This is a genomic window from Microbulbifer sp. JSM ZJ756 (assembly GCF_044383805.1).
GTDB classification, from domain to species: Bacteria; Pseudomonadota; Gammaproteobacteria; order Pseudomonadales; family Cellvibrionaceae; genus Microbulbifer; species Microbulbifer zhoushanensis.
Map to the genome: position 1 here is coordinate 15,688 of NZ_JBISER010000006.1, position 26,298 is coordinate 41,985.

A 26,298-nucleotide genomic window follows, 5' to 3' on the forward strand; every position below is an offset into this window, starting at 1 on the left:
CCGTCAGGGCCACTGGTCCTCATCGCCGGGCCAGGGCTCTGCCTCTTCCACCGGCACGTCGCCACGGCGCTGCAGCTCTTCCCGGCGACGCTCTTCCTCTTCCAGGCGCCGCTGGAGCTGCTGGCGCTCCTCTTCGGCACGGCGCTCCTCCTGCTGCCAGAGGTCCTCCTGACGCCGCAACCGTTCTTCCTCACCGCGCGGCAACTGCAGGGGTTCATCATCCATGCGCAGCTGCTCCTGCAACTGGCGCTCGCGCTCACGCTGGCGATCGTCTTCATCTGGGTCCACCCCCCAGCCCGGGGTCATATCCTCCCGCGGGGCGGCATCGTCGCGGCGATTGTCGTCCCGGTCATCACCGAAGAAGTCGCGGAACCAGCGGAAACGATCGCGCCCGCGACATTCCGGTGCCGGCTCGAGGCGGGTCTCGTAGGAGAACGGCATTTCCATGCCGCCCCGGCAGTACTCCGGATTCATATACTGGCCGCGCGCGTTCACCGGTTTGAATTCCACGCCCCGCGGCGGCTCCACCCGGCCGTGGCGGTGTGGCAGCTTGCGCATGACCTCGGTCCAGATCGTCAGCGCGCCGGTGGCACCGGTCAGGCTGGTGCGCTCGTTGTCGTCGCGGCCCAGCCAGACCACAGCGGTCACGTCCGGGGAGAAGCCGGCAAACCAGCTGTCGCGGTAGTCATTGGTGGTGCCGGTCTTGCCGGCAAACGCCACACTGCCCGGCAGGCGCCGCATGGCGCTTTTGCCGGTACCCTCTTTCATCGTCTGCTCCATGGCATAGCGCAGCAGGTAGGCCGGCACCTCGTCCACACCGCGGTTGCTGCGCCGGCGGAAGCGCTGTACCTGCTCGCCGTCCGCGTTCGCCACCGCCAGCAGGGTGCGCGGCTCCACATGCTCGCCGCCATTGGCGATGGTCTGATACATGCCTGCCACCTCGAACGGGGTCATTTCCACGGCCCCCAACAGCAGGGCGGGAACCCGTGGCAGGTCCGCCTGCACCCCCAGCCGGCGGATGGTCTGGCGCACGTTCTCCAGTCCCAGGTCCAGCCCCAGCCGGGCAGTCGCCTGGTTGTACGACTTGGCCAGGGCCAGGTACAGGGGCGTCGGGCCATGGCTTTTGTTGCCGAAGTTCGCCGGCATCCAGACATCGCCGTTGTCACCCTCCACGCGGATGGGGGCGTCCTCGATCGGTGTGGCCAGGTTGTACTGGTGCGGCCGCTCCAGCGCCGTCAGGTACACCGCCGGCTTGATCAGCGACCCCACCTGGCGACGCGCCTCCAGGGCCCGGTTGAAACCCGGGTAGTGGGGGCGGCGATCGCCCACCATCGCCAGTACATTACCGCTGTTGTTATCCAGCAATACCGTGGCCGCCTGCAGGGAGTCCTCCTGGATACCGCGGTCCTTCTCGATCTGCTCGGCGCGGGCACTGACCGCGTCCTCGGCCAGCTTCTGGATCCAGGGCGACAGCGAGGTATAAACCCGCAGCCCGGCAGTACGCAGCTCCTCATAGGAGTAGTAGGGGCGCAATTCCTCCAGTAACCGTTCGGTAAACGCCGGGTAGGGATTCTGCGCCGCGGCACCGGCGCTGGCCACATCCAGCGGGCGGGATCGATAGTCCTTGTGGGCCTCCTCGGAGATCAGGCCCTGCTCCATCATTACATCGAGGACAGTGTTGCGGCGCTCGAGCGCCCGCTCCGGATGGCGCCAGGGATTGTAGTAGGACGCCCCCTTGGCCAGCCCCACCAGCAGGGCCATCTCGTGCGGCTCGAGGGTATCCAGCGGTTTCTGGAAATAGAATTCGGCCGCCAGCCCGAAGCCATAAATGGCGCGGCTGCCCTGCTGGCCAAGCCACACCTCGTTGATGTACTCCTGCAGGATATAGGGCTTGTCGTAGTGGAGCTCCATCAGGATGGCCATCAACGCTTCATTGATCTTGCGCTGCAGGCTCGGCTTGTGGTCGAAGAAGATGTTCTTGACCAGCTGCTGGGTAATCGTGGATCCACCCTGCACCACACTGCCGGCCTTGATATTGGCAATCATGGCGCGTGCGATGCCCCGGGGTGAAACACCGAAGTGGTGCAGGAAATCCTGGTCTTCCACGGCGATCAGGGTGTTGGCCAGCAATGGTGGAATATCGGCGAAGCGCACCGGGTTGCGGTCGTCCCCCCCACCCAGGAGGGTGCCAATGGGCGCCGCATCCAGGCGGAATTTACCGATTTTCTGGCCATTTTCGTCGCGCAGGTTACTGAGCTCGTCGTTCCGCAGGCGGAAGGTTACCTGGGCGGCAGGCTCTCGGCCGTCTGCATGGGCGAAATCCCGCCGCCAGATACGGAACTCCATGCCCTCGCGGTGCCACTGGCCCGGCTCGGTCAGCGGTTTCTTCTCCCGGTAGCTGAGGGCATCGAACTCAGCCATCAGTTCATCCGGACGCAGGGGCATCCCCTCCCGCAGGACCAGCGGGCGGGCGAATACCCGGGCCGGCAACTGGTACTGGCGGCTGTCCAGCCGTTCACGCAGCTGCATATCCAGGTAGACCATATAGCCCGCCAGGGCCAGGGCGCCCACCAGCGCCAGCAGTCCCAGCCGCACCAGCCAGCGGTGCAGTCTTGCCTGTTTTGAAGATTTCGCGCGTTTGCGCTTAGTTGCAGCCATAGCGATGCAGTACCAACCCAATACGTAAACTATAGATAGGGGGACGTCCGCGCCGTTCCCAAATTACCTCATGCTTCCCCGGACCGCAGCACACGCCCCGGGCCGGGCATTTATAAGCCCTGCAACGGACATGTCAAACCCGGCCGACTTGCACTTGACCTGCCGGCGGCCATAATGCCCCCTGAACCAGCCCCAATCCATCCCCGAACAAGGACCCCTATGCACCAGTACGATCTCTACGGCATTGGCGCCGCCCTCCTGGACACCGAAATCGAGGTTACCGACGGCGACCTCCAGTCACTGGGTGTCGACAAGGGCGTCATGACCCTGGTGGATGAATCGCGCCAGGCCCAGCTGGTCAGCGACCTGCAGGACCACCTGGTGACGGCCAAGCGCGCTTGCGGGGGTTCCGGGGCCAACACCATCATCACCGCCAGTTACCTGGGGTTGCGCACTTTCTACTCCTGCAAGGTAGCCGGTGATGACAATGGCGACTTCTACCGGGCCGACCTGTCCCGGGCCGGCGTCTCTTACCCTGCGGCACTGGAGCAGGCCGACGCTGGCATTACCGGCAAGTGCCTGGTGCTGGTGACACCGGACGCCGAGCGCAGCATGAATACTTTCCTCGGGATCAGCGGTGAGCTGTCTGTGGCCGAGCTGGACCGGGAAGCCCTGCGGGCCTCCCGCTGGGCCTACATAGAGGGCTACCTGGTTTCCTCCGACACCGGTCGCCAGGCGGCCATTACCCTGCGCGAGGAGGCCGAGACGGCCGGCGTAAAAACCGCCCTGAGCCTTTCGGACCCCGCGATGGTCCAGCTGTTCCGCGACGGGTTGGGGGAAATGATCGGCAACGGTGTCGACCTGCTGTTCTGCAACCGGGATGAGGCGCTGGGATATACCGGCACGGATTCAGTCGAGGCGGCCGCGGCGGCACTGGCCCGGCACTGTCGCAGCTTTGCCATCACCCTGGGCGGCGATGGCGCACTGCTGTGGGACGGCGAGCGCCAGCACCAGGTGGCGGCCCCCAAAGTGCACGCGATCGACACCAATGGCGCCGGCGATACCTTTGCCGGGGCGTTTATCTATGGCCTGAACCGCGGTATGGGCTTTGCCGAGGCGGGCAAACTGGCCTGTCGCGCCGCCGCCCGGGTGGTGAGCCAGTACGGACCGCGCTTGCGGGCCGGGCAATACGGCGACCTGCAGCAGGAGCCGGAACTGGCGGAGGGCAACAGCGGACCCGCCCGCTGAGTGTATACCCGGCAGCGGGATCAGCTGCTGCCGGCTTCCCGGTCGGGAAACTCGGCCGCTGCCGCAATACCGAATCCCTGGGCGTAATCGACACCCATCTGCCGCAATCTCTCCATCAATTCCGGCGTTTCCACATACTCGGCGATGGTGCTGATGCCCATCTGCTTGGCCAGGTGGTCGATGGTGCTCACCATGGCGCTGTCGATCTCGTCGTCGAGCATGTTGCGCACGAAGCTGCCATCGATTTTCAGGTAATCCACCGGCAGCTGCCGCAGGTAAGCCAGGGACGAAGCGCCCTGGCCAAAGTCGTCCAGCGCAAAACTGCAGCCCGCGGCGCGTAACCTGTGGATAAAGATCAGGGCCCGCTGCAGGTTGTTGATGGCACTGGTCTCGGTAATCTCGAACTGTACCCGCGACGGCGCCACCCCTGCGTCCGCCAGCTCCGCCAGCACGAAGTCCACGAAGGCCTCATCCCCCAGGCTCAGGCCGGAGATGTTGATTGCATAGCTTTCCTCGTCGCCGCCGGACTCGGCGGCCATATGCTGGAACACCCGGCGAATCACCCAGCGATCGACTTCCTCGATCAGGCCGTAACGCTCTGCGGCCGGCAGGAACATCCCCGGCGGAATCAGGTCCCCGTCCCGTCCGCGCATGCGCACCAGCACCTCGTAATGGTGGACACCCCGCTCCCCGCCCAGGCTGACCACCGGCTGGCGGTGCAGCAGTAGCCGGTCCTCCCGCAGGGCCGCATGGATTTCAGCCACCCAGATCGTCTGGCGGCGCTTTTCCAGCACCTTGCGTGAATCGCTGAACAGCTTTACCCGGTTGCGGCCCTGGTCCCGGGCCGCGCTGCAGGCATCATTGGCGGAGGCGAGCAGCTGGCTGACGGAACTGGCGTGGTGATCGACTGCTACCGCACCGATGGACAGGGCCACCCGGCTGTCGCTGCCCTCCCACTGGAATGAGAACCCTTTGACCGTCTCCCGCAGGCGCAGTACCACGCGACGAGCCTCTTCGATCGAGCAATCGCGCAACAGGATGGCGAACTCGTCACTACCGACCCGGGCGAACAGGTCCTCCTGCGCGAGGCAGGCCGCCAGCAACTCCGCCAGCTGCACCAGTAACTGGTCTCCGGCGCGGTAGCCCAGGGTGTCGTTCACCACCTTGAACTGGTAAACATCCAGGTAGAGCAGTACATGGTGGTGGCGGCGGTCCTCGCAGGCGGACAGGCTCTGCTGCAGTTCCGATTCAAACAGTTGCCGGTTGGGCAGGTGCGTCAGGGCATCATGGGTATTCTGCCAGCTCAGGCGAGAGGAGAGACGTCGCGCGGCAGTGGTATCGCGCAGGATAATGACAAAGCCTTCAAGCGTGGATCCGTCGCGCACCACGTTCACACCCAGGCTGAGTGGGGCCGGGTCATTGTCGCCGGTGGGGCACTGCAGGTAGGCCGTCAGTTCATGGGAGGCAGCTTCGGCGCCGTCAGGCAACAGCGGTGGCAACTGCTCACCACTCTCGTTCCACAGGGATAGCCTCTCGTTGAGCGACTCCCCCGGCAACAATGCCACCACTCCGCCGGTGAGCTCCGCCACCAGGGGGTTGCAGTAGGTGATCCGCCCGGTCGCGTCGGCGACCAGAACCCCGTCAGCCACGGCGCCCAGCGCCAGCTCAGCGGCAGCTGCGCTGATCCGGCCGGCCGCGGCCTGGGTGTGCCCGGCCTGCGCCAGCGGGCCGAGTTCTGACACGGATTTCGGATCGAATTTGGTCAAGGTTGCGGGCTCACAGTGTTTTCGGCTGTCCCTGCCTCGCGCGAGCTGGGCACCCCAACGGGGCGCGGCGAACGGCACAGCAGTGCCGCTTCACCAGCTCCCGTCAGAGATTCGCTCGCAGGAAGCTCTTGAGTTTTTCGTCTTCGAACGCCCGCTGCAGCGTGGCGCTCAGCAGGCCATTGATACGCCCTTCCACTTCCTCTTTGGCCGGCTTGATCAGGTTGCGATCCTTGCCGCTGGAGCGGTAATTGCCATAGTAAGTGGAACCCCCGATGGTCACCGCCAACTGCACCTCCGCGGAGGAATCCACCTTACTCGTCACCAGCCCGTTGGGGCTGTCGTACTTCAGGCTGGTCAGGCTGGCCACTACCTGGACGTCGGCGCCGCTGAATACCGGTTCAAACGACCAGTTCCGGAACCCTTCTTTCAGGGTCTCAGCCAGGGCGTCCTCGACATTGTTGCCCAGCCGAACCTGAGACTGATCGGCGTAAATGCCCCCCAGGGAACCCAGTCCGCCGCCGGGCAGCTTGTTGGCGCCCTGGACACTGACCGAGAAGCCAGTACCGAAAGCCTCGGGAGCAACATCGACTTGCGGCCGCACCTGGATTTCCACCGGGCTGTGGGCACAGGCCACCATCAGGACTGCCAGCAGACTGATCACAATTTTTTTCATTGATACCTCCAGTTTGTCTTTATCCACCCGCGTGCGCGGGCGCTAAATTCCTATAGTCAGTGGTGGTGCGCCTGGCCGGCGGTACCGCGCACCGGCACACTGATAAGCTGCACTTCACCGTCGGCGAAATGCAGTCGCAATTGGACCTGCCCGCCTGCCCTGAGTTCGGCCCCGCTGAGCATCAGGTGAATCCCCCCCGGCGCCATCGCCACTGAACTGGTCGCAGGAACCGGCAGCGCCGTCAGGGGACGCATACGGCTCACCCCGTTATCTCTGACGGTACTGTGTATTTGCGCCCGGGCGCCCTCGACCCCCGGTAACTCTACCCGTTCCAGGGTGCGGGCGGTATCCCCGCCATTGCGCAGCGTCAGGTATGCTGCCGACATGGTGGCACCCGGCAGTGTCTCGCGGGCATAACCGTCGATATCCAGTGCCGCGGCCGCCAGCGGGCTGCCACTGAGCGCCGCCATTGCCAGGCAACAAAGAAGCCATTGCTTCACTATTCAGCTCCCCCCATGGAGCCGGTCAGGATCACCTGTGGCGTCCCACCGACCTTGATATCCCCGCGCACGCGGTAACCGGGTACCGCCTCGCGCAGCTTCTGGTAGATCCAGCGTCCCTCGGCATCCTGGCGCGCAATGATGATAATACGCTGATTCTCCCGCCGGATACGCTGGGCCAGGTCCTTTAACGTCGCCACCATCTCCGGGGACTTCGCCGACAGGGCGCCGGGTGACAACTTGACCGACTCCCCCTCGGGCAGCCCCGCACTGGCGCGGCTCCGCTCCCGCGCCAGCTGCGCGCGGACTTCGCCGACCAGCGGGTTATCAGGAGCCAGCTCGTCGGCACGGTTCAGGTATGCATTGACCTCACCAAAGGAGCGACGGCGCAGGGCATCCCGCGCGCGCTCGACAAACTCGATCACAATCGTCTGGATACCACTGGCCGCGCGGCGATTGTCCGGATCCAGCTGGCGCACCCGCAGGTAATAGTCAAAGGCACTGGCACCGGGTGGCCGGGTCAGGAAGCCCTGCCGCTGGGCGGCCTCGGCGCGGGCCAGGAAGAACTCCACGTTGCGCTGGCGAATTTCCTCCGGCGTCGGGCCGGCCGGCTTCGCTGGCTCAGGCAGGGGCACCGCCCGCGGGGCGGGGACCGGTGTTGAAGTAACGCACCCCGTAAGCCAGCAGGCCAGCACCATTGCGCCCGCTACTGCACGGAATCCCGAGTGATTCGACAAGCCCAACTCCAGATGTTGTTTTTTTGTACCGTTTTTTTGCACCGCAGTCACCGTTATACTGCTTCCGCCGCCGGTTTCGCAATGAACCCGTGACGGTCCGGACAGTCAGATTAATGCTGACTTTAAAGAATTTGAACTGTGATGACTGTGATGACCAACGGTTTACGAAAAAAATTCCCCCTTTTGCTGGTCCTGGCCACCCTGGTACTCGGCGCGATGCACGCGGTTGCGCAGGCATCACAGTCCCCATTTGGCACTCCCCTGGGCGGGGCCGCACAGGATGAGGCCTTCCTGAAGGTGGACGAAGCCTACCAGCAGGACTTCCTGTTCAGCGACAGCGGCGCCAGCACCATCTTCCAGATTGCCGAGGGCTACTACCTCTATCGCGACAAACTCGCCCTCTACCAGATCGACGGCGACCAGCGCACCGAGCTGCCCCTCAACCTGCCCGAGGGCGAGGTAATCTGGGACGACTATTTCGAGAAAGAGACCGAGGTCTACCGGCTGCAACTGGAAATCCCACTGCCGCAGGCCGAAGGCACCACCAGGGTGGAGGTCCACTACCAGGGCTGCGCCGATGCCGGCCTCTGCTATCCGCCGGAAACACGGGTCTTTGACCTGGACTACGGCAACGGTACCGCCACACCGGCCAGTGGCGGGACGACTCCCCCCGCATCCACTCCCCCCGGTGGCGCGGACCCTGGCGCCGAGGGCTCAAGCCTCTCGCTGCCGCTGGCCCTGCTGGGGGCATTTATCGGCGGGCTGATTCTCAACCTGATGCCCTGCGTGTTCCCGGTGCTATCCATCAAGCTGCTGGCGATCAGTGAGACAGCACGCGTGCCGGCGCAGCGCCACGCCCACGGCTGGGCCTACAGCGCCGGTGTAGTGGCGAGCTTTGTCGCCATCGCCGGCCTGATGCTGGCCCTGCGCGCCGGCGGTGAGGCGATCGGCTGGGGCTTCCAGCTGCAGTCGCCGGTACTGGTGGCGGTACTGGTCTACCTGTTTTTCGCCATGGGGCTGAGCCTCTCCGGGGTCACCGAGTTCGGCAGTCGCCTGATGGGTATCGGCCATGGCGTCAGTAACAGCCCGGGCCTGCGCGGCTCGGTCACCACCGGCGCCCTGGCCACGCTCGTGGCCAGCCCCTGTACCGCGCCATTGATGGGCTCCGCCCTGGGGTTTGCAGTCACCCAGCCCGCCCCGGTTGCCCTGTCGGTATTTGCGGCCCTGGGGGCCGGGATGGCCGCCCCCTTCCTGGCGCTGACCTATGCACCGGGGCTGGTGGAACGGCTGCCGCGGCCGGGGCCCTGGATGGATCGCTTCAAGCAACTGCTCGCCTTCCCCATGTACCTCACCGCAGTCTGGCTGCTGTGGGTGCTGGGCCGCCAGAGTGGCAGCGACGGCGTGGCGCTGGTGCTCGCCGGGGCGGTGGCAATTGCCTTCGCCCTGTGGCTGTGGCCGCGCCCCCAGTGGCATTGGTTCAAGGGCGGTACGGCCATCGCGGCCATCGCCATCGCTGTGGCCCTGCTGCCACGGCTGGAAACCGTGACGCAGGTGGCCACCAATTCGGGGTACTGGGAATCGTACTCACCAGAACGCCTGGATCGCGCCCGCGCCGAGGGCCGCCCGGTACTGGCCAATATGACGGCAGCCTGGTGCATCACCTGCCTGGCCAATGAAAAAGTGGTGCTGTCGAGCGACGAAGTCAGCACCGCCATCGAGAAACTGGGCGTCGTGGCGCTCAAGGGCGACTGGACCAACCAGGACCCACAGATCAGCGAGTTGCTGGCGCGCCACGGCCGCACCAGCGTTCCGCTGTACCTGCTCTACCCCGCTGGTGGCGGCGAGCCCCGCATCCTGCCACAGGTCCTCAGCCGCGACGGACTGCTGGAGGCCCTGGATAGAGCGGCCCGCACGCCCGCTTCCGCCAGCCTGTGACCGGCCGGTCTTTATAGCCAACCAATCTGGCGATCAAGCCACTGCACATCGACTAGTTAGCTAATTTAGCGGCAAAATTCGCCGAACTGCGCCTAACGTCAATAATCCGTGCTCCAGGTCATGGACAGGGGGTCATTTTTGGGGCACACTCGCCCCGATTATGGCCATCCGGGGCGCAAACGTGACCGTTCCCGGCAAGTTAGCCAATTTTCGCTAATTTTTTGTGACCGTTTCGCGCTTTTTCTTCAGGACAAGCTATGGCACGCCTCCTTCTGCTGCATGGACCGAACCTCAACCTGCTGGGCACGCGTGAACCGGCGGTCTATGGTGCGACCACGCTGGCGGAGATCGACCGCGCAGCGCGCCAGCAGTGCGCAGCGGCCGGCCACCAGCTGGAATCCCTGCAGAGCAACAGCGAAGCGGAACTGATCGAGCGAGTGCACGCCGCTGGCCGCGAGGGCATTGATTGCATCGTGATCAACCCCGCCGCCTTTACCCATACCAGCGTGGCCCTGCGCGATGCGCTGGCGGCCGTGGCTATCCCGTTTATCGAGGTGCACCTGTCGAATGTGCACGCGCGGGAGGAGTTCCGTCGCCATTCCTATTTTTCCGACCTGGCCCGGGGCGTGATCTGCGGCTTCGGCCCGGCGAGTTACACCCTGGCGCTGCAGGCGGCGCTAAACGAACTTTAACCAACCCAATACTGTCATCACCCAAGACTGCGAGTGAGAACTATGGATATCCGCAAAATTAAAAAACTGATTGAACTGCTCGAGGAATCGGATATCGGCGAGCTGGAAATCAAGGAAGGTGAGGAATCGGTGCGCATCAGCCGTGGGGTCAGCAACGCCCCACAACCGATGATGGCGCAGATGCCGGCCCAGGTGGCCCCCGCGGCCCCGGCAGCCGCCCCAGCGCAAGCGCCCGCTGCCCCGGCCTCCGAGCCGGAGGAATCCGTCCCGGCCCTGACCGGCCATGCGATCAAGTCCCCCATGGTGGGCACTTTTTATGCCGCTTCCAGCCCCGGCGCGGAACCGTTTGTGAAAGTGGGCCAGCAAGTGAAGCCGGGCGATGTGGTGTGCATCGTCGAGGCCATGAAAATGATGAACCAGATCGAGGCGGACAAGGCCGGCACCATCGAGAGCATCCTGGTCGAGGACGGCCAGCCGGTGGAATTCGACCAGCCGCTCGTCACCATCGTCTGACCGGGATAATCCAGCATGTTTGATAAAGTACTGATTGCCAACCGGGGTGAGATCGCGCTGCGAATCCTGCGCGCGTGCAAGGAGATGGGCATTTCCACCGTCGCCGTGCACTCGCAGGTGGACCGCGACCTCAAGCATGTGCGCCTCGCCGACGAGGCCGTGTGCATCGGCCCCAACCCGTCCCCGCAAAGTTACCTGAATATTCCGGCGATCATCTCGGCGATGGAGATCACCGATTCCGTGGCGGTACACCCCGGCTACGGCTTCCTCGCCGAAAATGCCGATTTCGCCGAACAGGTCCAGAAGAGCGGCTTTACCTTTATCGGCCCGGACGCGGACGTGATCCGGCTGATGGGCGACAAGGTGTCCGCGATCGCCGCCATGAAAAAGGCCGGCGTACCCACTGTGCCGGGCTCCAACGGGTCACTGCCTGAAAACGGCGACCGCTGCATCGAGATCGCCCGGGAAATCGGTTACCCGGTAATCATCAAGGCCGCCGCCGGCGGCGGTGGTCGCGGCATGCGCGTGGTGCATACCGAGGCGGCCCTGCTCAATGCCATCTCCGTGACCAAGTCCGAGGCCGGTGCCGCCTTTGGCGACAGCACCGTCTATATGGAGAAGTTCCTGCAGAACCCGCGCCACGTGGAAATCCAGGTGATGTCCGACGGACAGGGCAATGCCATCCACCTGGGGGACCGCGACTGCTCGCTGCAACGCCGCCACCAGAAGGTGCTCGAGGAAGCGCCGGCCCCCGGCATCCCCGACGATGTCCGCCGCGACGTGCAGGAATCCTGCGTCCAGGCCTGCATCGATATCGGTTATCGCGGTGCCGGCACTTTCGAATTCCTGTACGAGGACGAGCGCTTCTACTTTATCGAGATGAATACCCGCATCCAGGTAGAGCACCCGGTCAGCGAGATGGTTACCGGCTTCGACCTGATCAAGGAGCAGATCCGTGTGTGCGCCGGTGAGAAGCTTTCCATCCGCCAGGAAGACGTGGTGATCCGCGGTCATTCTTTCGAATGCCGCATCAATGCCGAGGACCCGAAGACCTTCTTCCCCTGCCCCGGCAAGGTCAACAACTTCCACACCCCCGGCGGGCTGGGCGTGCGGGTGGACTCACACCTGTACTCGGGTTACACGGTACCGGCCAACTACGACTCGATGATTGCCAAGGTGATCACCCACGCCGAGAATCGCGAGGAGGCGCTGGCACGCATGCGCGTGGCCCTCTCCGAGCTGATCGTTGACGGCATCAAGACCAATATCCCACTGCAGGAGGAGCTGGTACGCGACAGCGCCTTTGCCGAGGGCGGGGTCAACATCCACTATCTCGAGAAAAAGCTCGGTCTCTGACCGACCTACCGGCACACGGGGCCGCACGGCCCCGTGTGCCGGCCCCCTGGGCGATCGCCCTGTTCCCCCCTACACTAGCGCCACCCGAGCGCACGACCACCAATCACTACCCGAGTCCCGAACATGCCCTGGCTCCAGCTCCGCATAGATACCCACCGCGAACAGGCGGAACCCATAGAGGATGCACTGCTCGCCGCGGGCGCTGTCTCCGTCACCCTGCAGGACAATGCCGACCAGCCGATCCTTGAACCGGGGCTGGGAGAGATACCGCTGTGGGACAATACCCGGGTGACCGGCCTCTTCGATGCCGAGGTGGATACCGCCCGCGTCGAGGCCATGGCGGCTTCCGCCCTGGGGCAGCCATTGCCTAATGCGCGCTGGGAACAGCTGGAAGACAAGGACTGGGAAAGGGAGTGGATGGCCCACTACACCCCGATCCAGTGCGACGACAACCTGTGGATCTGTCCCAGCTGGTGCGAACCACCGGATCCCGGGGCGGTGAACCTGATGCTGGATCCCGGACTGGCCTTCGGTACCGGCACCCATCCCACCACCTTTCTCTGCCTGCAGTGGCTCGCCCGCGAACCGGTGGAGGGCAAGACAGTAATAGATTTCGGCTGCGGTTCCGGCATCCTCGGAATCGCAGCACTGCTGCTGGGCGCAAAGCGCGCCCTGGGCACCGATATCGATCCACAGGCACTGCGCGCCAGTGCCGACAATGCGGTCCGCAATGGCCTGGCCCCGGAGCGCTTCCCGGTGTACATGCCGGAAAAGCTGCCGCAGGAGCCGGTTGACCTGGTGCTGGCCAATATCCTTGCGGGCCCACTGGTTGAGCTGGCCCCGCAGCTGGTGGCACTGACCCGCCCGGGCGGGCGCCTGTGCCTCTCGGGCATCCTCGCCAGCCAGGCGGAGCAGGTGCGCCAGGCCTACAGCCAGTGGGTCGATTTCGAGGAAGATGGCCAGCGGGAGGAATGGGTGCGCCTGAGCGGCACCCGTCGTACCTAGGGCCTGACCACGCTAATATCGGCAGCCATTCTGCCTTGCGAAAGAATGACCCCCGTCGCGGCCAACGGTGTTGGCGGGAGCAGGCCTGGCGAGCAGTTACTTACCGTCTGCCGCTTACTCGCCCTTACATGGCCTTGCCCCGCGACTCCGTGGGCGCCTAAACTTGTCCACCGAATAAATTCTGCCAAAGTCGAATGTCGCAACTGGTTACCCGCTGCCCCCACTGCAGCACCTCTTTTCATGTCAGCGAACAGCAGCTGCGCGCCGCCCATGGTGCGGTGCGCTGTGGCTCCTGCCTGCAGGTCTTTCGTGCCGATGAGAATATCCTCTTCGCCGACAGCGAGGTGGACTCGCAGAAGGAACTGGAGGCCCTGCTGGAAGACGACGACTTCCTGATCCACGACGACATACTGCTGGACGATGAGGAGAGTGCGGCCCCGCCCACCGTGCCTGCCAGCGCCGCGACCGACTCCCCGGGGAATGATGAAAGCAGCGCGGATGAAGACCAGCCCCTGATTGGCGACGCTTTTGGCGAAACCCAGTGGCGCGACCTGGATGCAGGCGCTTCCCCCGGCGAGGAGGCGGAAGAGCCGGAGACGGAAGCCGTGCTCCGGGAAGAGGATGAGGAGGAACCGGACTCTTCACCGTGGGAAGCATCCCCCGGATCAAGCCCGGGCGAGCTCGATGCCGCCGGCGATCCATGGGCAGGCTATCGAGAACCTCCCACCGACCCTGCCGAGGCAGACGATCACAGCGACAGGCTTGTCCCGGGCGATGACCGTCCCGAGCGCGAACGCCTGCTTTCCTCGATCGAGCCGGCACCACTGGAAGTGAGCTGGGCCCCACAGCAGCAGCGCCGTGTCCCCGGGTGGCTGTGGGGACTGCTGGCTGTTCTTTTGTCCCTGGCGCTGGTGCTACAGCTGGGCATTTATCGCTTTGACAGCCTGGCCCGGCAGCAGCCCTGGCGTACCGTCTACACCTGGGCCTGCCCGGCCCTGGGATGCCAGCTGCCCGAACTCAGGGACCTGCAGGCAATCCGCACCTCCAACCTGGTGGTCCGCAGCCACCCGGAGATCGCCGGGGCCCTGGTAGTGGACGCGGTACTGCTGAATACCGCCGACTTCGACCAGCCATTCCCGGACCTGCTGCTGCGGTTCAGCAACCTGAAGAACCAGCCAGTGGCCAGCCGGCGCTTCGCCCCGCGCGAATACCTGCAGGGCGAACTGGCCGGGCGCAGGGAAATGCCATCCGGCAGCCCGGTGCATATCGCCATAGAGATCGAGGATCCGGGCCGTGAGGCAATCAATTACGAGCTGCTGACTGCCAACTGACTATACAGACAATAATAAAGTGGCGGAATTGGCGCTTAAAACGGCGAAAATTGCGCAATCATCAACCTAAACGCACAGCTCGCAACCAATTTGCACGGTTTTTCGCTTTTCCAATCCCGGGTCAGCCGCTATCATAGGCGGCTCTTTTGACGCCCACTCCGCGGAGCAGACCTTGTCGAGCAACATCGCCATAGGGCCCTACATTATCGGCAACCCGGTAATTCTGGCGCCAATGGCCGGCGTTACAGACCGTCCGTTCCGCCAGCTGTGCCGGCGCATGGGGGCGGGCCTGGTGGTATCCGAGATGGTCACTTCGGACACGCGCCTGTGGAACAGCCGCAAGTCGCGCCTGCGCCTCGACCACACCGGCGAGGAAGAGCCGATCTCGGTGCAGATCGCTGGCGGCGACCCGGAGATGATGGCCGAGGCGGCACAGGAGAATGTGCGCCGGGGCGCCCAGATCATCGATATCAACATGGGCTGTCCGGCAAAGAAAGTTTGCAAAAAAGCGGCGGGCTCCGCCCTGCTCCGGGACGAAAAACTGGTCGGGGACATTCTCCGGGCAGTGGTTGAGGCGGTACCGGTACCGGTGACGCTGAAGATTCGCACAGGCTGGTGCACAGAGTCCCGCAACGGTGTCACCGTGGCCAGAATGGCAGAGGAGCTGGGCATCTCAGCCCTGGCGGTGCACGGCCGCACCCGTGCCTGTGGCTACCACGGGCACGCTGAATTCGATACCATTGCCGAAATTGTATCCAGGGTGAAGATCCCGGTTTTCGCCAATGGGGACGTAACCGGTGCCGAGCGCGCCCGCGAGGTGCTCGACTATACCGGAGCCGCTGCAGTGATGATTGGCCGAGCAGCGCAGGGACGGCCATGGATATTTCGGGAGATAGCCCACTACCTCGCCACTGGCGAGCGGCTACCCGAACCCTCACCGGAAGAAGTCAGGGATATTTTGCTCGCCCACTTGGGTGAATTGCACCGTTTTTACGGTGAAGTGATGGGGGTCCGTATCGCCCGCAAGCATGTGGGTTGGTACCTGAAGACACTCGCGGACAGCGAGTCCTTTCGCAAGACCTTTTTCCAACTAGACAGCGCAGAAGCACAACATGCCAGCGTTCAAGAGTGGTTTGAACGCCGAATAACGAGAGGGGCACAAGCGGCATGAACAACGAAGCAATCATTCCGGATACGGGCAACGAAGAAGAAGTAGCCACCGGGGGGCAGACGCAACTCCAACAGCCGCAGCAGCAGTCACTGCGCGACGCTGTCGAGCATGCGATGGAGAACTACTTTCGCCACCTGGACGGCCAGATGGTCACCGATGTCTACGACATGGTCCTGTCCGAGATCGAAGCGCCTATGCTGGAAGTGGTGATGAAATACACCCGCCACAACCAGACCCGCGCGGCACAGCTGCTGGGACTGAACCGCGGCACCCTGCGCAAGAAACTGAAGCGCTACGGACTCCTCTGAGCCCGGGCGCCCAGCGCACTGTTTATCGCGAGGGGGGATGGGGACACTCATCCCCCCTCACTTATTTACTGTAAGTCTATTTTACCGGCACCGGAATCTCCCGGGGCCCTGCCGCTGACGGGATCGGCGGCACCAACTCCTTTCAGAAAACAGACGGACCCAATGTTATGACTGACAAGGTTGCGATTCGCCGCGCGCTGATCAGCGTGTCGGACAAGACCGGAATCGTTGAATTCGCCCGCGAACTTGCCGCAATGGGCGTGGAGCTCCTCTCTACCGGCGGTACCCACCGCCAGATCAAGGAAGCCGGCATCCCGGTTGTGGAAGTCTCCGACTACACTGGCTTCCCGGAGATGATGGACGGACGCGTTAAAACCCTGCACCCGAAAGTCCACGGTGGCATCCTGGGCCGGCGCGGCACCGACGACAGTGTCATGTCAGAACACGGCATCACCCCCATCGACATGGTGGTGGTCAACCTCTACCCCTTCGCCCAGACCGTGGCCAAACCTGATTGCACCCTGCCCGACGCCATCGAGAATATCGATATCGGTGGCCCGACCATGGTGCGCGCTGCGGCCAAGAACCACCGGGACGTCGCGATCGTGGTCAACGCCTCCGACTACGACGCCATCATCAGTGAAATGAAAGCCAATGACGGGGCCCTGAACCAGGCGCAGCGCTTCGACCTGGCAGTGAAAGCCTTCGAGCACACCGCCGGCTACGACGGCGCCATCGCCAACTACCTGGGTTCCATCAAGGAGGGCGAGAAGGAGCCCTTCCCGCGCACCTTCAACAGCCAGTTCATCAAGAAAATGGACCTGCGCTACGGCGAGAACCCGCACCAGAAGTCGGCCTTCTATGTCGAGGCCGATCCGGCCGAGGCCGGCATTGCCACTGCCAAGCAGTTGCAGGGCAAGGAACTCAGCTACAACAATATCGCCGATACCGATGCGGCACTGGAATGCGTCAAGGCCTTCGACGAACCGGCCTGCGTGATCGTCAAGCACGCCAACCCGTGCGGTGTGGCCATTGCTGACAGCCTCCTCAAGGCCTACGACCTGGCATTCGAGACCGACAAGGAATCCGCCTTCGGCGGCATCATCGCGTTCAACCGCGAGCTGGATGGCGAGACCGCAAAAGCGATTGTCGAACGGCAGTTTGTCGAGGTGATCATCGCCCCCAGCATTTCGGCAGAGGCGCGCGCCGCCGTGGCCGAGAAAAAGAACGTGCGCCTGCTGGCCTGCGGCGAGTGGGACAACGAGCGCACCCCGGCGCTGGACTACAAACGCGTCAATGGCGGACTGCTGGTACAGGACCGCGATGACGGGGTAATCACCGCTGCAGACCTGAAAGTGGTCAGTAAGCGCCAACCCACCGAGGCCGAGATTCGCGACCTGCTGTTCACCTGGAAGGTAGCGAAATTCGTCAAGTCCAACGCCATCGTCTACGGCAAGGACGGGCGCACCATCGGTGTGGGCGCCGGCCAGATGAGCCGTGTCAATTCCGCCCGTATCGCCGCCATCAAGGCCGAGCACGCCGGGCTGGAGGTACAGGGTTCCGTTATGGCCTCCGATGCCTTCTTCCCCTTCCGCGACGGTATCGACAATGCCGCCAAGGTCGGCATCAGCTGTGTGATCCAGCCAGGCGGCTCGATCCGCGATGACGAGGTGATCGCCGCCGCCGACGAGCACGATATGGCGATGGTGCTCACCGGCATGCGTCATTTCCGCCACTGACCAGAGTCTCACCGACCGCAGTGGCGGCGGCAGGAGCGGGATTTTCCCGACCCTGCCGCCCCGTCACAATCCCGGAGTGAATTCGGGCTAAAATAGCGCAACAAATTTGCATCCAATCGGCCGATACAGGGGGAGTTGAGGATGAACATACTGGTAATTGGCGCCGGCGGCCGCGAGCACGCACTGGCCTGGAAAGCGGCGCAGAACCCTGCGGTCGAGATGGTATTCGTGGCACCGGGTAACGCCGGCACTGCCCGCGAACCCAAAGTGCAGAATCTCGCCATCGGCGTCGACAACTTTTCCGCCCTGGCGGAATTTGCCGAGACCAACGATGTGCAGATGACCATCGTGGGCCCGGAAGCACCGCTCGTCGACGGCATTGTCGACCTGTTCAACAGCCGCGGCCTGCCAATCTTCGGTCCCTCCAAGGCGGCTGCACAGCTCGAGGGCTCCAAGGCCTTTACCAAGGACTTCCTCGAGCGGCACCAGATTCCCACTGCCGCCTACCGTAACTTCACCGAGATTGAGCCCGCCGTTGCCTATATCCGCGAGCAGGGTGCCCCGATCGTGGTCAAGGCCGACGGCCTGGCCGCGGGCAAAGGCGTGATCGTCGCCGAGAGCGAGGAGCAGGCAGAACTGGCGGTACGCGACATGCTGTCCGGCAATGCCTTCGGCGACGCCGGCTGCCGAGTGGTGATCGAGGAGTTCCTCACCGGCGAGGAAGCCAGCTTTATCGTAATGGTTGACGGCGAGCATATCCTGCCGATGGCCACCAGCCAGGACCACAAGCGCGTGGGCGACGGGGACACCGGCCCGAACACTGGCGGCATGGGCGCTTATTCCCCGGCCCCGGTGGTCACCGACCAGGTTTACCAGCGCATCATGGAAGAGGTCATCCAACCCACGGTGCGCGGCCTGGCTGAAGAGGGCATGCCCTACACCGGCTTCCTCTACGCGGGACTGATGATCAATGCCGATGGCGCCCCCAAGGTAATCGAGTACAACTGCCGCTTCGGTGACCCGGAAACCCAGCCCATCCTGATGCGGCTGAAGTCCGACCTGGTGGAACTGTGCCAGGCGGCGGTGGAAAAGCGCCTCGACCAGGTCAGCGTGGAATGGGATTCGCGCCCGGCCCTCGGTGTAGTGCTGGCCGCCAATGGCTATCCCGGCAGCTATCGCAAGGGCGACGCCATCTCCGGCCTGGAGCGGGCCGACGGCGAAAACGCCAAGGTGTTCCATGCTGGTACCGCGCTGGACGGCGAGCGGGTTGTCACCAGCGGTGGACGGGTACTGTGTGCGACGGCACTGGGCGACACGGTTGCCGATGCCCAGGCCAATGCCTATAACGCCGCCCGCGGGATCTACTGGGACGGCGTTTTCTACCGCAAGGATATCGGCTATCGTGCGGTTGAACGGGAACAGCAGTCCACCGAGCAATAACCCGAGCACCTGAGTACTGACCCGGAGGCCAGCCATGTCCAGAGAACGCCAGTTGACCGGCCTGGATCGCCTGCTGCTGCAGGCGGACCGCGCCCTACGCACCCTCAGCCCTGGAGCGCCCTCCCATCCGCGGCCATCTCCGGCCAGGGGGTGCGAGGAGCCCGAGCTGAACGAGCGTGAGCGCCGCCATGTGGCGGGCCTGATGCGGGTCAATCACAGCGGGGAAGTCTGTGCCCAGGCCCTCTACCAGGGGCAGGCACTGACAGCCAAGCTGCCCGATGTGCGCGAGGAGATGGAGCACGCCGCCGAGGAGGAAGTGGACCACCTGGCCTGGTGTGAGCAGCGGCTGCGCGAACTCGACAGCCGCCCCAGCCTGCTCAACCCGGTGTGGTACGGGCTCTCTTTCGGCCTCGGCGCCGCGGCCGGCAAGGTCAGCGACCGGGTCAGCCTGGGCTTTGTGGCCGCCACCGAGGAGCAGGTCTGCAAGCACCTGGACAGCCACCTGGAACAGTTGCCGGCCCAGGACTCCAAGAGCCGGGCCATTGTCGAGCAGATGCGGGAGGATGAAGCCGAGCACCAGCACGCGGCACTCGCCGCCGGTGGCGCCCGGTTTCCGGCCCCGGTAAAAGGCCTGATGACACTGGTGTCGAAGGTAATGACCTCGGCCAGTTACCGGGTTTAATCACTTCGGGGCCCGGGGAGGAGGCTCACGCCTCCTCGATCCGGTAGCGGTGCACAATCTCCACCCCGGCATTCTTCAGCATGATGGAGGCGGAGCAGTACTTGTCCGCAGACAACTCCACCGCCCGGGCCACCTGGCTTTCCTTGATGTTCCTGCCGCGTACGACAAATTCCATCTCGATACGGGTAAAAGGTGCCGGTGTGGCATCCGGCCGCTCCCCAGTAAGTTCACAGTGGCAGGAGATCACGTCCTGCCGGGCTTTCTGCAGGATGGTGACCACGTCGTAGGAGGCGCAACCACCCGCTCCCAGCAGCATCATTTCCATCGGGCGAATGCCGTTGTTCTTCTCGCCGCCCTCCATCACCACGGAGTTGCCACTACCGGCCTCACCGACAAAAGTGACACCGTCCACCCAGGTTACTCTGGCCTGCATGCGCCTGCTCCTCTGCAATCTCAAAAAAACGGGCGGCAAGCTTATCACAGGGGAACTCGACCGCGTCCCGGGAGTCATTACCAATCGTCATCCCAGCCTTTTCGCAGGCGCTCAATGCGGTATAGTAGGCAGCTGTACTGACCGCCCTCTCACAGACTCCGTTGCGAGCCCACATCCGGCCAGAGCAAAAGCAGTTGGCACGGTGACGGTGTTTCAGGTCACAACGCGAGCGATTCCCGGGTGGTGCCACTGTCGGGGACCGGCTTTTCAGGGGATAATTTGCCGGCATCGCGTTGATTGCACTCCCGGCGGGGATCAGGCACAAATTTAAGAATAAGGAGTAGATCCGTGACGGTTGCTACCGAAGAATCCATGTCCACTGGCAATATCGAAGACTTTCTTGCGCATTGCCACCGGCGCCGCTACCCGGCCAAGAGCACAATCATCTATGCCGGCGACCGCTGTGAATCGCTGTACTTCATCATGCGCGGCTCGGTAACCGTCCTGATCGAGGACGACGAAGGGCGGGAAATGATTGTCGCCTACCTGAATGATGGCGACTTCTTCGGCGAGATGGGCCTGTTCGACCAGGACACCCGCAGCGCCTGGGTGCGCACCAAGACCGAGTGCGAGGTTGCGGAAATCTCCTATGGCAAGTTCCAGGAACTCACACGCCAGCATCCGGAGTTCCTCTTCTCCCTGGCCACCCAGATGGCGAGCCGCCTGCGCAATACCACCCGCAAGGTGGGCGACCTGGCATTCCTGGACGTGACTGGCCGTGTGGCCCGCACCCTGCTCGACCTGTGTAACGAGCCGGATGCCATGACCCATCCCGAGGGCATGCAGATCAAGATCACCCGCCAGGAAATCGGCCGTATTGTGGGCTGCTCCCGGGAGATGGTCGGCCGCGTGCTCAAGACCCTGGAAGAACAGGGACTGGTGTCGGTGAAAGGCAAGACCATGGTGGTCTACGGCACCCGCTGAGCCCGCCTTTTCCCCAGCACAAAAAAAGGGCGAACCCACGGGTTCGCCCTTTTTTATTGCTTGCCCGGGCAAAGTCCGGGCAACGTAATCCCGTCAGTTGAACATCTCCAGCAACTTCCGCCCCGGCTCCTTTTCGCGCATGAAGGCCTCCCCAACCAGGAAGGCATTCACGTCATGGCCGCGCATGGCCGCCACATCGTCGGTGGTGTGGATACCACTTTCGGTGACCACAATCCGGTCGTCGGGAATCAGGTCCAGCAGTTTGAATGTGGTTTCCAGCTGGACCTCAAAAGTATGCAGGTTGCGGTTGTTGATCCCCACCAGGCGATTGGGCAGCACCAGTGCACGCTCCAGCTCTGCGCGGTTGTGCACTTCCACCAGCACGTCCAGGCCCAGCTCGAGCGCCAGGGCATTCAGGTCGCGCATCTGCGCGTCGTCCAGGCAGGCGGCGATCAGCAGGATACAGTCCGCGCCAATGGCCCGTGCCTCGAACACCTGGTAGGGATCGACTGTGAAATCCTTGCGCAGCACCGGCAGGCGCACGGCGTTACGGACCTGCTGCAGGTACTCGTCGGCGCCCTGGAAAAAGTCCACATCGGTAAGCACCGACAGGCAGGCCGCGCCACCGCGGGCATAGCTGCTGGCGATCTCGGCGGGAATAAAGTCCGGGCGGATTACCCCCTTGCTCGGCGAGGCCTTCTTGATCTCGGCGATCACTGCCGCCTCGCCGGCGGCAATACGGCCCTCGATCGCGTCCACAAAGCCGCGGCAGTCCGGCTGCTGCTCGGCCAGTGCGCGCACTTCGGCCTGCGGCATCCCGGCCTTGCGTTCGGCCACTTCCTGCCATTTGCGTTCGACAATAGTCTTCAGGATCGTCGGCGTACTCATGATTCCACATCCTCCGGCCGGAAGGCGCTGGTAAACGCCGCCAGGTCCTTGATTTTTTCCCCGGCCAGCCCGCTGGCGATGGCGTCCTGCGCCATTGCCACGCCCTCTTCCGCGCTCGAGGCCACACCACTTACGTAGACCGCAAGGCCGGCATTCAGTGCCAGCATATCGGCGGCTTTCTGCCCCGCGGCACTGTCGCGCTTGCCCAGGGCATCACCGATCAGTGACAGTGACTCACCGGCATCTGCCACCTCCAGCCCCTCAAGGCTGCGCCGCTCGATACCAAAATCCTCGGGCCGGTAGCAGCGCTCGTGCAGCTCCCCGTCTTTGAGTTCCACCGCGTGGGTATCCGCGGCGATGCTCGCCTCATCCAGGCCGTCGCCACTGTGCATGACGATCACATGCTCAGACCCCAGGGTCTGCAACACCTCGGCCAGCATGTGGCAGTAGCGGCGGTCGAAAACGCCGATCACCTGGCGGCGGACGCCGGCCGGGTTGGTCAGCGGGCCGAGCAGGTTGAAAATGGTACGCAGCCCCAGTGCCCGGCGCGGCCCGATGGCATGGCGCATGGCACTGTGGTAACTGGGGGCAAACATAAAGCCCACACCGATGGTCTCGATACAGCGGGCCACCTGCTCCGGCGTCAGGGGCAGGTAGATACCGGCCTGCTCCAGCAGGTCGGCGGCACCGGTGCTCGACGACACCGAGCGGTTGCCGTGCTTGGCCACCCGCGCGCCCGCCGCGGCAGCGACAAAGCTCGCCGCACTGGACACATTGAACAGGTTTGCGCCGTCGCCACCGGTACCGACAATATCGACCGCGTTGGTGAGGTCGATATCCACCGGGGTGGCCAGCTCACGCATGACCTCCACCGCGCCGGCAATTTCATCCACTGTCTCACCGCGCATGCGCAGTGCCACCAGCAGGGCACCTATCTGGGCGTCCTCGGCCTCACCGCGCATGATCTGGCCCATGGCCGCGCGCATGTCAGCCCGGCTGAGGTGTTCCCCCTCCACCAGCCTGGCAATGGCCTGCTTGATATCCATAGCGTTTCCCCTGGTCGTTATTATTCAGGCATCCAGAAAGTTCCTCAGCATGTCGTGACCATGCTGGGTGAGTATGGACTCGGGATGGAACTGCACTCCCTCAACCGCCAGCTCGCGGTGGCGCAGACCCATGATCTCGTCGATTTCACCACTCTCGGTTTCAGTCCACGCAGTTACCTCAAGGCAATCCGGCAGGCTGCCCTTTTCCACCACCAGTGAGTGGTAACGGGTCGCCTCGAACGGATTGGAGAGGTTGTGGAACACCCCGCGGTTGTTGTGCACGATGGGAGAGGTCTTGCCGTGCATCACCTGCCCCGCACTAACCACCCGGCCACCGAACACCTGGCCGATACTCTGGTGACCCAGGCAGATACCGAGGATCGGGATTTCACCAGCAAAGCGACGGATGGCTTCCATGGAGATACCAGCCTCATTCGGGGTACAGGGCCCGGGCGAGATCACGATTTTCTCCGGCGCAAGGCGCTCGATATCCGCCACACTGATCTCGTCGTTGCGCCGCACCTCCACTGTCGCTCCCAGTTCGGCCATGTACTGCACGACATTCCAGGTGAAGGAGTCGTAATTGTCGATCATCAGAATCATTGTTCAGCGGCCTCTCCAGTTGGCTGTGTGGCGGTTCTGTCCATGCGTCTCTGCAGGCGTGCCAGCGCTTCCTGGGTGGCGCGCAGCTCGCGGAGTATCTCTGTCTGGCTGGGCGGCAACTGCAGTTCATCGAGGCGGCGCAGCTTGGCCTCCTCGAGGTTATTCAGCACCACGCCGATAAACAGGTTGATCATCACGAATGCGCCCATCACCACGAAGCTGACGAAATAGAGCCAGGCCCAGGGCATCACCTCCATGGCGGTGTACATGATGTCGGTCCAGTCCTCAAAGGTGACAATCCGGAACAGGCTCAGCAGCGCGATCGGCAGGCTGCGCCAGTGGGTCGGGTCGATTTCTGCAAAAAGGAAATAACCGGCCACTCCGTAAATATAAAAGATGATCCCCATCAGCAGCGCGATATGGAACATGCTTGGCAGGCTGCGCAGCAGTGTATCCACCAGCAGCCGCAATTCCGGAAATGCCGAAACCAGCCGCAGCACACGCAGCACGCGCACCAGCCGCGCCAGCGTGGCCATGGGGCCGGCGGCCGGCACCAGGCTCAGCACAATGATGGAGAAATCGAAGCAGTTCCAGCCGCTGGCGAAATAGCGCCACGGGCGGCTGCCATGTGCCGCCATCTTGACCAGCGCCTCGAGGACGAAGGAGACCAGGATCAGCTGGTTGATGCCGTGCAGGAAACCGCCGAAGCGCTCCATGACCCAGGCCGAGGTCTCCAGGCCAACGGCGACGCCATTGAGCAGGATCAGGCCGATAATTACCTGGTTGAACAACGGCGCCGCTACCAGGCGGGCACAGGCATCGGCAACACCGGTCCGCGCCGGCGCTGTCATTTCCATTTCACTCATGGTTGACCGTCTCACTACTCTCGTCATCACTCGCACCGGTGGCCGGCCGGGATTCACCAGCCACCGCAATTGCCACAGCCCGGAACAGCGCCCGGGCCTTGTTCATGGTTTCGTCCCACTCAGACTGGGGATCCGAATCGGCCACCAGGCCGGCCCCCGCCTGGATAAACACCTGGCCATCCTTGATGACCGCCGTGCGGATGGCGATCGCGGTATCCATATTGCCATTCCAGGCCAGGTAGCCCACCGCACCGCCATAGATACCGCGTTTCTCCGGTTCCAGCTCATCGATGATTTCCATGGCGCGGATCTTCGGCGCCCCGGACAGGGTACCGGCCGGCAATGCCGCCCGCAGGGCGTCGATCGCCGTCAGGCCGGGCTGGATCCGGCCGGTCACATTGGAAACGATATGCATGACATGGGAGTAACGCTCCACCGCCATCTTCTCGGTGACGCGCACGCTGCCGGTCTCGGCCACCCGGCCCACATCATTGCGGCCCAGGTCGATCAGCATCAGGTGCTCGGCCAGTTCTTTCGGGTCCGCAAGCAACTCCCGCTCGAGGGCCTCATCCTCCGCCTCGGTGGCACCGCGCTTGCGGGTGCCGGCGATCGGCCGCACGGTCATGTCGCCATCTTCCAGGTGTACCAGGATCTCCGGGCTGGAGCCCACCACCTGGTGGTCGCCCAGGTCGAGGAAATACATGTAGGGCGACGGGTTGAGGCTGCGCAGGGCCCGGTAGAGGTTCAGCGGCGGCGCACTGTAGGGTGCCGAGAGCCGCTGGGACGGCACCACCTGCATCACGTCCCCGGCCAGGATGTACTCCTTGACCCGGTCGACGCTGTGCTTGAAGGCGGCCTCGCCGTAGTGGGACTCGAAAGCCTCCTCCTCAATGCCGCTGCCGTCCAGGTCCAGCGGCGGGGTATCGGGCAGCGGGCGCGCCAGCTGGGTCACCAGTTCATCCAGTCGCTGCTGGACTCGCTCGAAATCCCCCTCCACCGACGGATCAGCATGGGCAATAAAAATAACCGCGCCGGCCAGGTTGTCGAACACCACCAGCTCGTCGCTCACCATCAGCAGGATATCCGGGTTGTCCAGGGTATCCGGCGGGCAGGTGTCCGCCAGGCGCGGCTCGATATAGCGCACGCAGTCATAGCCGAAATAGCCCACCAGGCCGCCATTGAAACGCGGCAGGCCGGCCAGTTCCGGGGCGCGATAGCGCTGCTGGAACGTCTCGACGAAAGCCAGCGGGTCCTCGACATCGTGGGTCTCCACGACCTCGCCGTCACGCTCTACCGTCACCCGGTGATCCCGCACCCGCAGTATGGTGCTGGCCGGCAGGCCAATAATCGAGTAACGGCCCCACTTCTCGCCCCCCTGCACGGATTCCAGCAGGTAACTGTAGCGGCCGGCGGCGAGCTTCAGGTAAGTGGACAGGGGCGTTTCAATATCCGCCAGCACGCGGCGGACGAGCGGTATGCGGTTGTATCCAGCAGACGCAAGCTGGGTGTATTCACTGGGGGTCATGGCGACTCCGGAGAAGGTTGAAACCAATCGTGTTGATCTGGGTTATCACCCGAGCGGATTGGACAAACTCCGCCCGCGGTATGCCAGGCGCAGGCCTCTCTAAGGGACGCGCCGGTCAGCGGGTCAGTGGCGCCATCGCCAGCTGTGGAAGTGGGAAGCAGGTGCGTTCACGGGGTGGCCTCGTCAGTCGAGCTGGCAA

24 protein-coding genes are annotated in these 26,298 nt (G+C 63.7%); 13 read left to right on the top strand and 11 right to left on the bottom strand.

Annotated features, from left to right (window positions below; all coding sequences use genetic code 11):
• Nucleotides 1-3: 3 nt before the first annotated feature.
• Complete coding sequence (mrcB, locus tag ACH6CX_RS10820; RefSeq protein ID WP_232940847.1) at nucleotides 4-2,658, bottom strand: penicillin-binding protein 1B; 2,655 nt, start codon at nucleotides 2,656-2,658, stop codon at nucleotides 4-6.
• A gap of 219 nt (nucleotides 2,659-2,877) precedes the next feature.
• On the opposite strand from mrcB, the gene ACH6CX_RS10825 reads away from it, so the two are divergent.
• Nucleotides 2,878-3,906 (top strand): adenosine kinase, encoded by a 1,029-nt coding sequence (locus tag ACH6CX_RS10825; protein WP_396675394.1) that lies wholly within the window; start codon nucleotides 2,878-2,880, stop codon nucleotides 3,904-3,906.
• 20 nt (nucleotides 3,907-3,926) lie between these two features.
• On the opposite strand, the gene ACH6CX_RS10830 is transcribed toward ACH6CX_RS10825, so the two are convergent.
• The 4 genes from ACH6CX_RS10830 to ACH6CX_RS10845 form a co-directional block, all read right to left on the bottom strand.
• On the bottom strand, nucleotides 3,927-5,672 hold the full coding sequence (locus tag ACH6CX_RS10830) for an EAL domain-containing protein (RefSeq protein ID WP_232940845.1): 1,746 nt from the start codon (nucleotides 5,670-5,672) through the stop codon (nucleotides 3,927-3,929).
• Nucleotides 5,673-5,775: 103 nt separating this feature from the next.
• Nucleotides 5,776-6,345 (bottom strand): YajG family lipoprotein, encoded by a 570-nt coding sequence (locus ACH6CX_RS10835; protein ID WP_232940844.1) that lies wholly within the window; start codon nucleotides 6,343-6,345, stop codon nucleotides 5,776-5,778.
• A gap of 56 nt (nucleotides 6,346-6,401) precedes the next feature.
• The gene (locus ACH6CX_RS10840) at nucleotides 6,402-6,845 is read right to left on the bottom strand and encodes a copper chaperone PCu(A)C (RefSeq protein WP_334079103.1); all 444 of its coding nucleotides are present in this window, start codon (nucleotides 6,843-6,845) and stop codon (nucleotides 6,402-6,404) included.
• The gene (locus tag ACH6CX_RS10845) at nucleotides 6,845-7,582 is read right to left on the bottom strand and encodes an N-acetylglucosaminyltransferase (protein WP_232940842.1); all 738 of its coding nucleotides are present in this window, start codon (nucleotides 7,580-7,582) and stop codon (nucleotides 6,845-6,847) included. Before ACH6CX_RS10845 ends, ACH6CX_RS10840 begins: the two co-directional genes overlap by 1 nt.
• Before the next feature lie 141 nt (nucleotides 7,583-7,723).
• Between ACH6CX_RS10845 and ACH6CX_RS10850 the strand changes: the two genes are divergently transcribed.
• The 11 genes from ACH6CX_RS10850 (at nucleotide 7,724) to coq7 (ending at nucleotide 19,754) form a co-directional block, all read left to right on the top strand.
• Nucleotides 7,724-9,517, top strand: a complete 1,794-nt coding sequence (locus ACH6CX_RS10850) for a protein-disulfide reductase DsbD family protein (protein ID WP_396675395.1) — start codon at nucleotides 7,724-7,726, stop codon at nucleotides 9,515-9,517.
• A gap of 257 nt (nucleotides 9,518-9,774) precedes the next feature.
• Nucleotides 9,775-10,209: a type II 3-dehydroquinate dehydratase gene (gene aroQ / locus ACH6CX_RS10855; RefSeq protein ID WP_232940841.1), complete on the top strand. Its 435-nt coding sequence runs from the start codon at nucleotides 9,775-9,777 to the stop codon at nucleotides 10,207-10,209.
• A gap of 42 nt (nucleotides 10,210-10,251) precedes the next feature.
• Complete coding sequence (gene accB, locus ACH6CX_RS10860; protein WP_232940840.1) at nucleotides 10,252-10,722, top strand: acetyl-CoA carboxylase biotin carboxyl carrier protein; 471 nt, start codon at nucleotides 10,252-10,254, stop codon at nucleotides 10,720-10,722.
• A 15-nt stretch (nucleotides 10,723-10,737) separates the two neighbouring features.
• Nucleotides 10,738-12,078: an acetyl-CoA carboxylase biotin carboxylase subunit gene (accC, locus tag ACH6CX_RS10865; RefSeq protein WP_232940839.1), complete on the top strand. Its 1,341-nt coding sequence runs from the start codon at nucleotides 10,738-10,740 to the stop codon at nucleotides 12,076-12,078.
• Between the two features lie 123 nt (nucleotides 12,079-12,201).
• Nucleotides 12,202-13,083, top strand: coding sequence for a 50S ribosomal protein L11 methyltransferase (gene prmA / locus ACH6CX_RS10870; protein WP_232940838.1), 882 nt, complete (start codon nucleotides 12,202-12,204; stop codon nucleotides 13,081-13,083).
• Nucleotides 13,084-13,277: 194 nt separating this feature from the next.
• Nucleotides 13,278-14,414 carry a DUF3426 domain-containing protein gene (locus tag ACH6CX_RS10875; RefSeq protein ID WP_396675396.1) on the top strand — a complete coding sequence of 379 codons (1,137 nt, stop codon included), beginning with the start codon at nucleotides 13,278-13,280 and terminating at the stop codon, nucleotides 14,412-14,414.
• 232 nt (nucleotides 14,415-14,646) lie between these two features.
• Nucleotides 14,647-15,585 carry a tRNA dihydrouridine synthase DusB gene (dusB, locus tag ACH6CX_RS10880; RefSeq protein ID WP_233006719.1) on the top strand — a complete coding sequence of 313 codons (939 nt, stop codon included), beginning with the start codon at nucleotides 14,647-14,649 and terminating at the stop codon, nucleotides 15,583-15,585.
• Complete coding sequence (fis, locus tag ACH6CX_RS10885) at nucleotides 15,582-15,893, top strand: DNA-binding transcriptional regulator Fis (protein ID WP_232940836.1); 312 nt, start codon at nucleotides 15,582-15,584, stop codon at nucleotides 15,891-15,893. Before dusB ends, fis begins: the two co-directional genes overlap by 4 nt.
• A gap of 167 nt (nucleotides 15,894-16,060) precedes the next feature.
• Nucleotides 16,061-17,632 carry a bifunctional phosphoribosylaminoimidazolecarboxamide formyltransferase/IMP cyclohydrolase gene (gene purH / locus ACH6CX_RS10890; RefSeq protein WP_396675397.1) on the top strand — a complete coding sequence of 524 codons (1,572 nt, stop codon included), beginning with the start codon at nucleotides 16,061-16,063 and terminating at the stop codon, nucleotides 17,630-17,632.
• Between the two features lie 141 nt (nucleotides 17,633-17,773).
• The gene (purD, locus tag ACH6CX_RS10895; RefSeq protein WP_396675398.1) at nucleotides 17,774-19,072 is read left to right on the top strand and encodes a phosphoribosylamine--glycine ligase; all 1,299 of its coding nucleotides are present in this window, start codon (nucleotides 17,774-17,776) and stop codon (nucleotides 19,070-19,072) included.
• A 34-nt stretch (nucleotides 19,073-19,106) separates the two neighbouring features.
• On the top strand, nucleotides 19,107-19,754 hold the full coding sequence (gene coq7, locus ACH6CX_RS10900; protein WP_232940833.1) for a 2-polyprenyl-3-methyl-6-methoxy-1,4-benzoquinone monooxygenase: 648 nt from the start codon (nucleotides 19,107-19,109) through the stop codon (nucleotides 19,752-19,754).
• Nucleotides 19,755-19,779: 25 nt separating this feature from the next.
• Here the strand turns inward: coq7 and ACH6CX_RS10905 are convergent, their stop codons facing one another.
• Nucleotides 19,780-20,187, bottom strand: a complete 408-nt coding sequence (locus ACH6CX_RS10905) for an OsmC family protein (RefSeq protein WP_232940832.1) — start codon at nucleotides 20,185-20,187, stop codon at nucleotides 19,780-19,782.
• 348 nt (nucleotides 20,188-20,535) lie between these two features.
• On the opposite strand from ACH6CX_RS10905, the gene crp reads away from it, so the two are divergent.
• Nucleotides 20,536-21,171 (top strand): cAMP-activated global transcriptional regulator CRP, encoded by a 636-nt coding sequence (crp, locus tag ACH6CX_RS10910; protein ID WP_255701134.1) that lies wholly within the window; start codon nucleotides 20,536-20,538, stop codon nucleotides 21,169-21,171.
• 93 nt (nucleotides 21,172-21,264) lie between these two features.
• Here the strand turns inward: crp and trpC are convergent, their stop codons facing one another.
• Genes trpC through trpE form a run of 5 tightly spaced genes read right to left on the bottom strand, consistent with a single transcriptional unit; the run spans nucleotide 21,265 to nucleotide 26,099 of the window.
• Nucleotides 21,265-22,059 (bottom strand): indole-3-glycerol phosphate synthase TrpC, encoded by a 795-nt coding sequence (trpC, locus tag ACH6CX_RS10915; RefSeq protein WP_396675399.1) that lies wholly within the window; start codon nucleotides 22,057-22,059, stop codon nucleotides 21,265-21,267.
• Nucleotides 22,056-23,105: an anthranilate phosphoribosyltransferase gene (gene trpD / locus ACH6CX_RS10920; RefSeq protein WP_396675400.1), complete on the bottom strand. Its 1,050-nt coding sequence runs from the start codon at nucleotides 23,103-23,105 to the stop codon at nucleotides 22,056-22,058. Before trpD ends, trpC begins: the two co-directional genes overlap by 4 nt.
• 24 nt (nucleotides 23,106-23,129) lie before the next feature.
• Complete coding sequence (locus ACH6CX_RS10925; RefSeq protein ID WP_396675401.1) at nucleotides 23,130-23,708, bottom strand: anthranilate synthase component II; 579 nt, start codon at nucleotides 23,706-23,708, stop codon at nucleotides 23,130-23,132.
• Entirely contained in the window at nucleotides 23,705-24,574 is an 870-nt protein-coding gene (locus ACH6CX_RS10930) for an ion transporter (RefSeq protein ID WP_232940828.1), read from the bottom strand. The genes ACH6CX_RS10925 and ACH6CX_RS10930 overlap by 4 nt, the downstream gene beginning before the upstream one ends.
• The gene (gene trpE, locus ACH6CX_RS10935) at nucleotides 24,567-26,099 is read right to left on the bottom strand and encodes an anthranilate synthase component I (RefSeq protein ID WP_232940827.1); all 1,533 of its coding nucleotides are present in this window, start codon (nucleotides 26,097-26,099) and stop codon (nucleotides 24,567-24,569) included. Before trpE ends, ACH6CX_RS10930 begins: the two co-directional genes overlap by 8 nt.
• Between the last annotated feature and the right edge of the window lie 199 nt (nucleotides 26,100-26,298).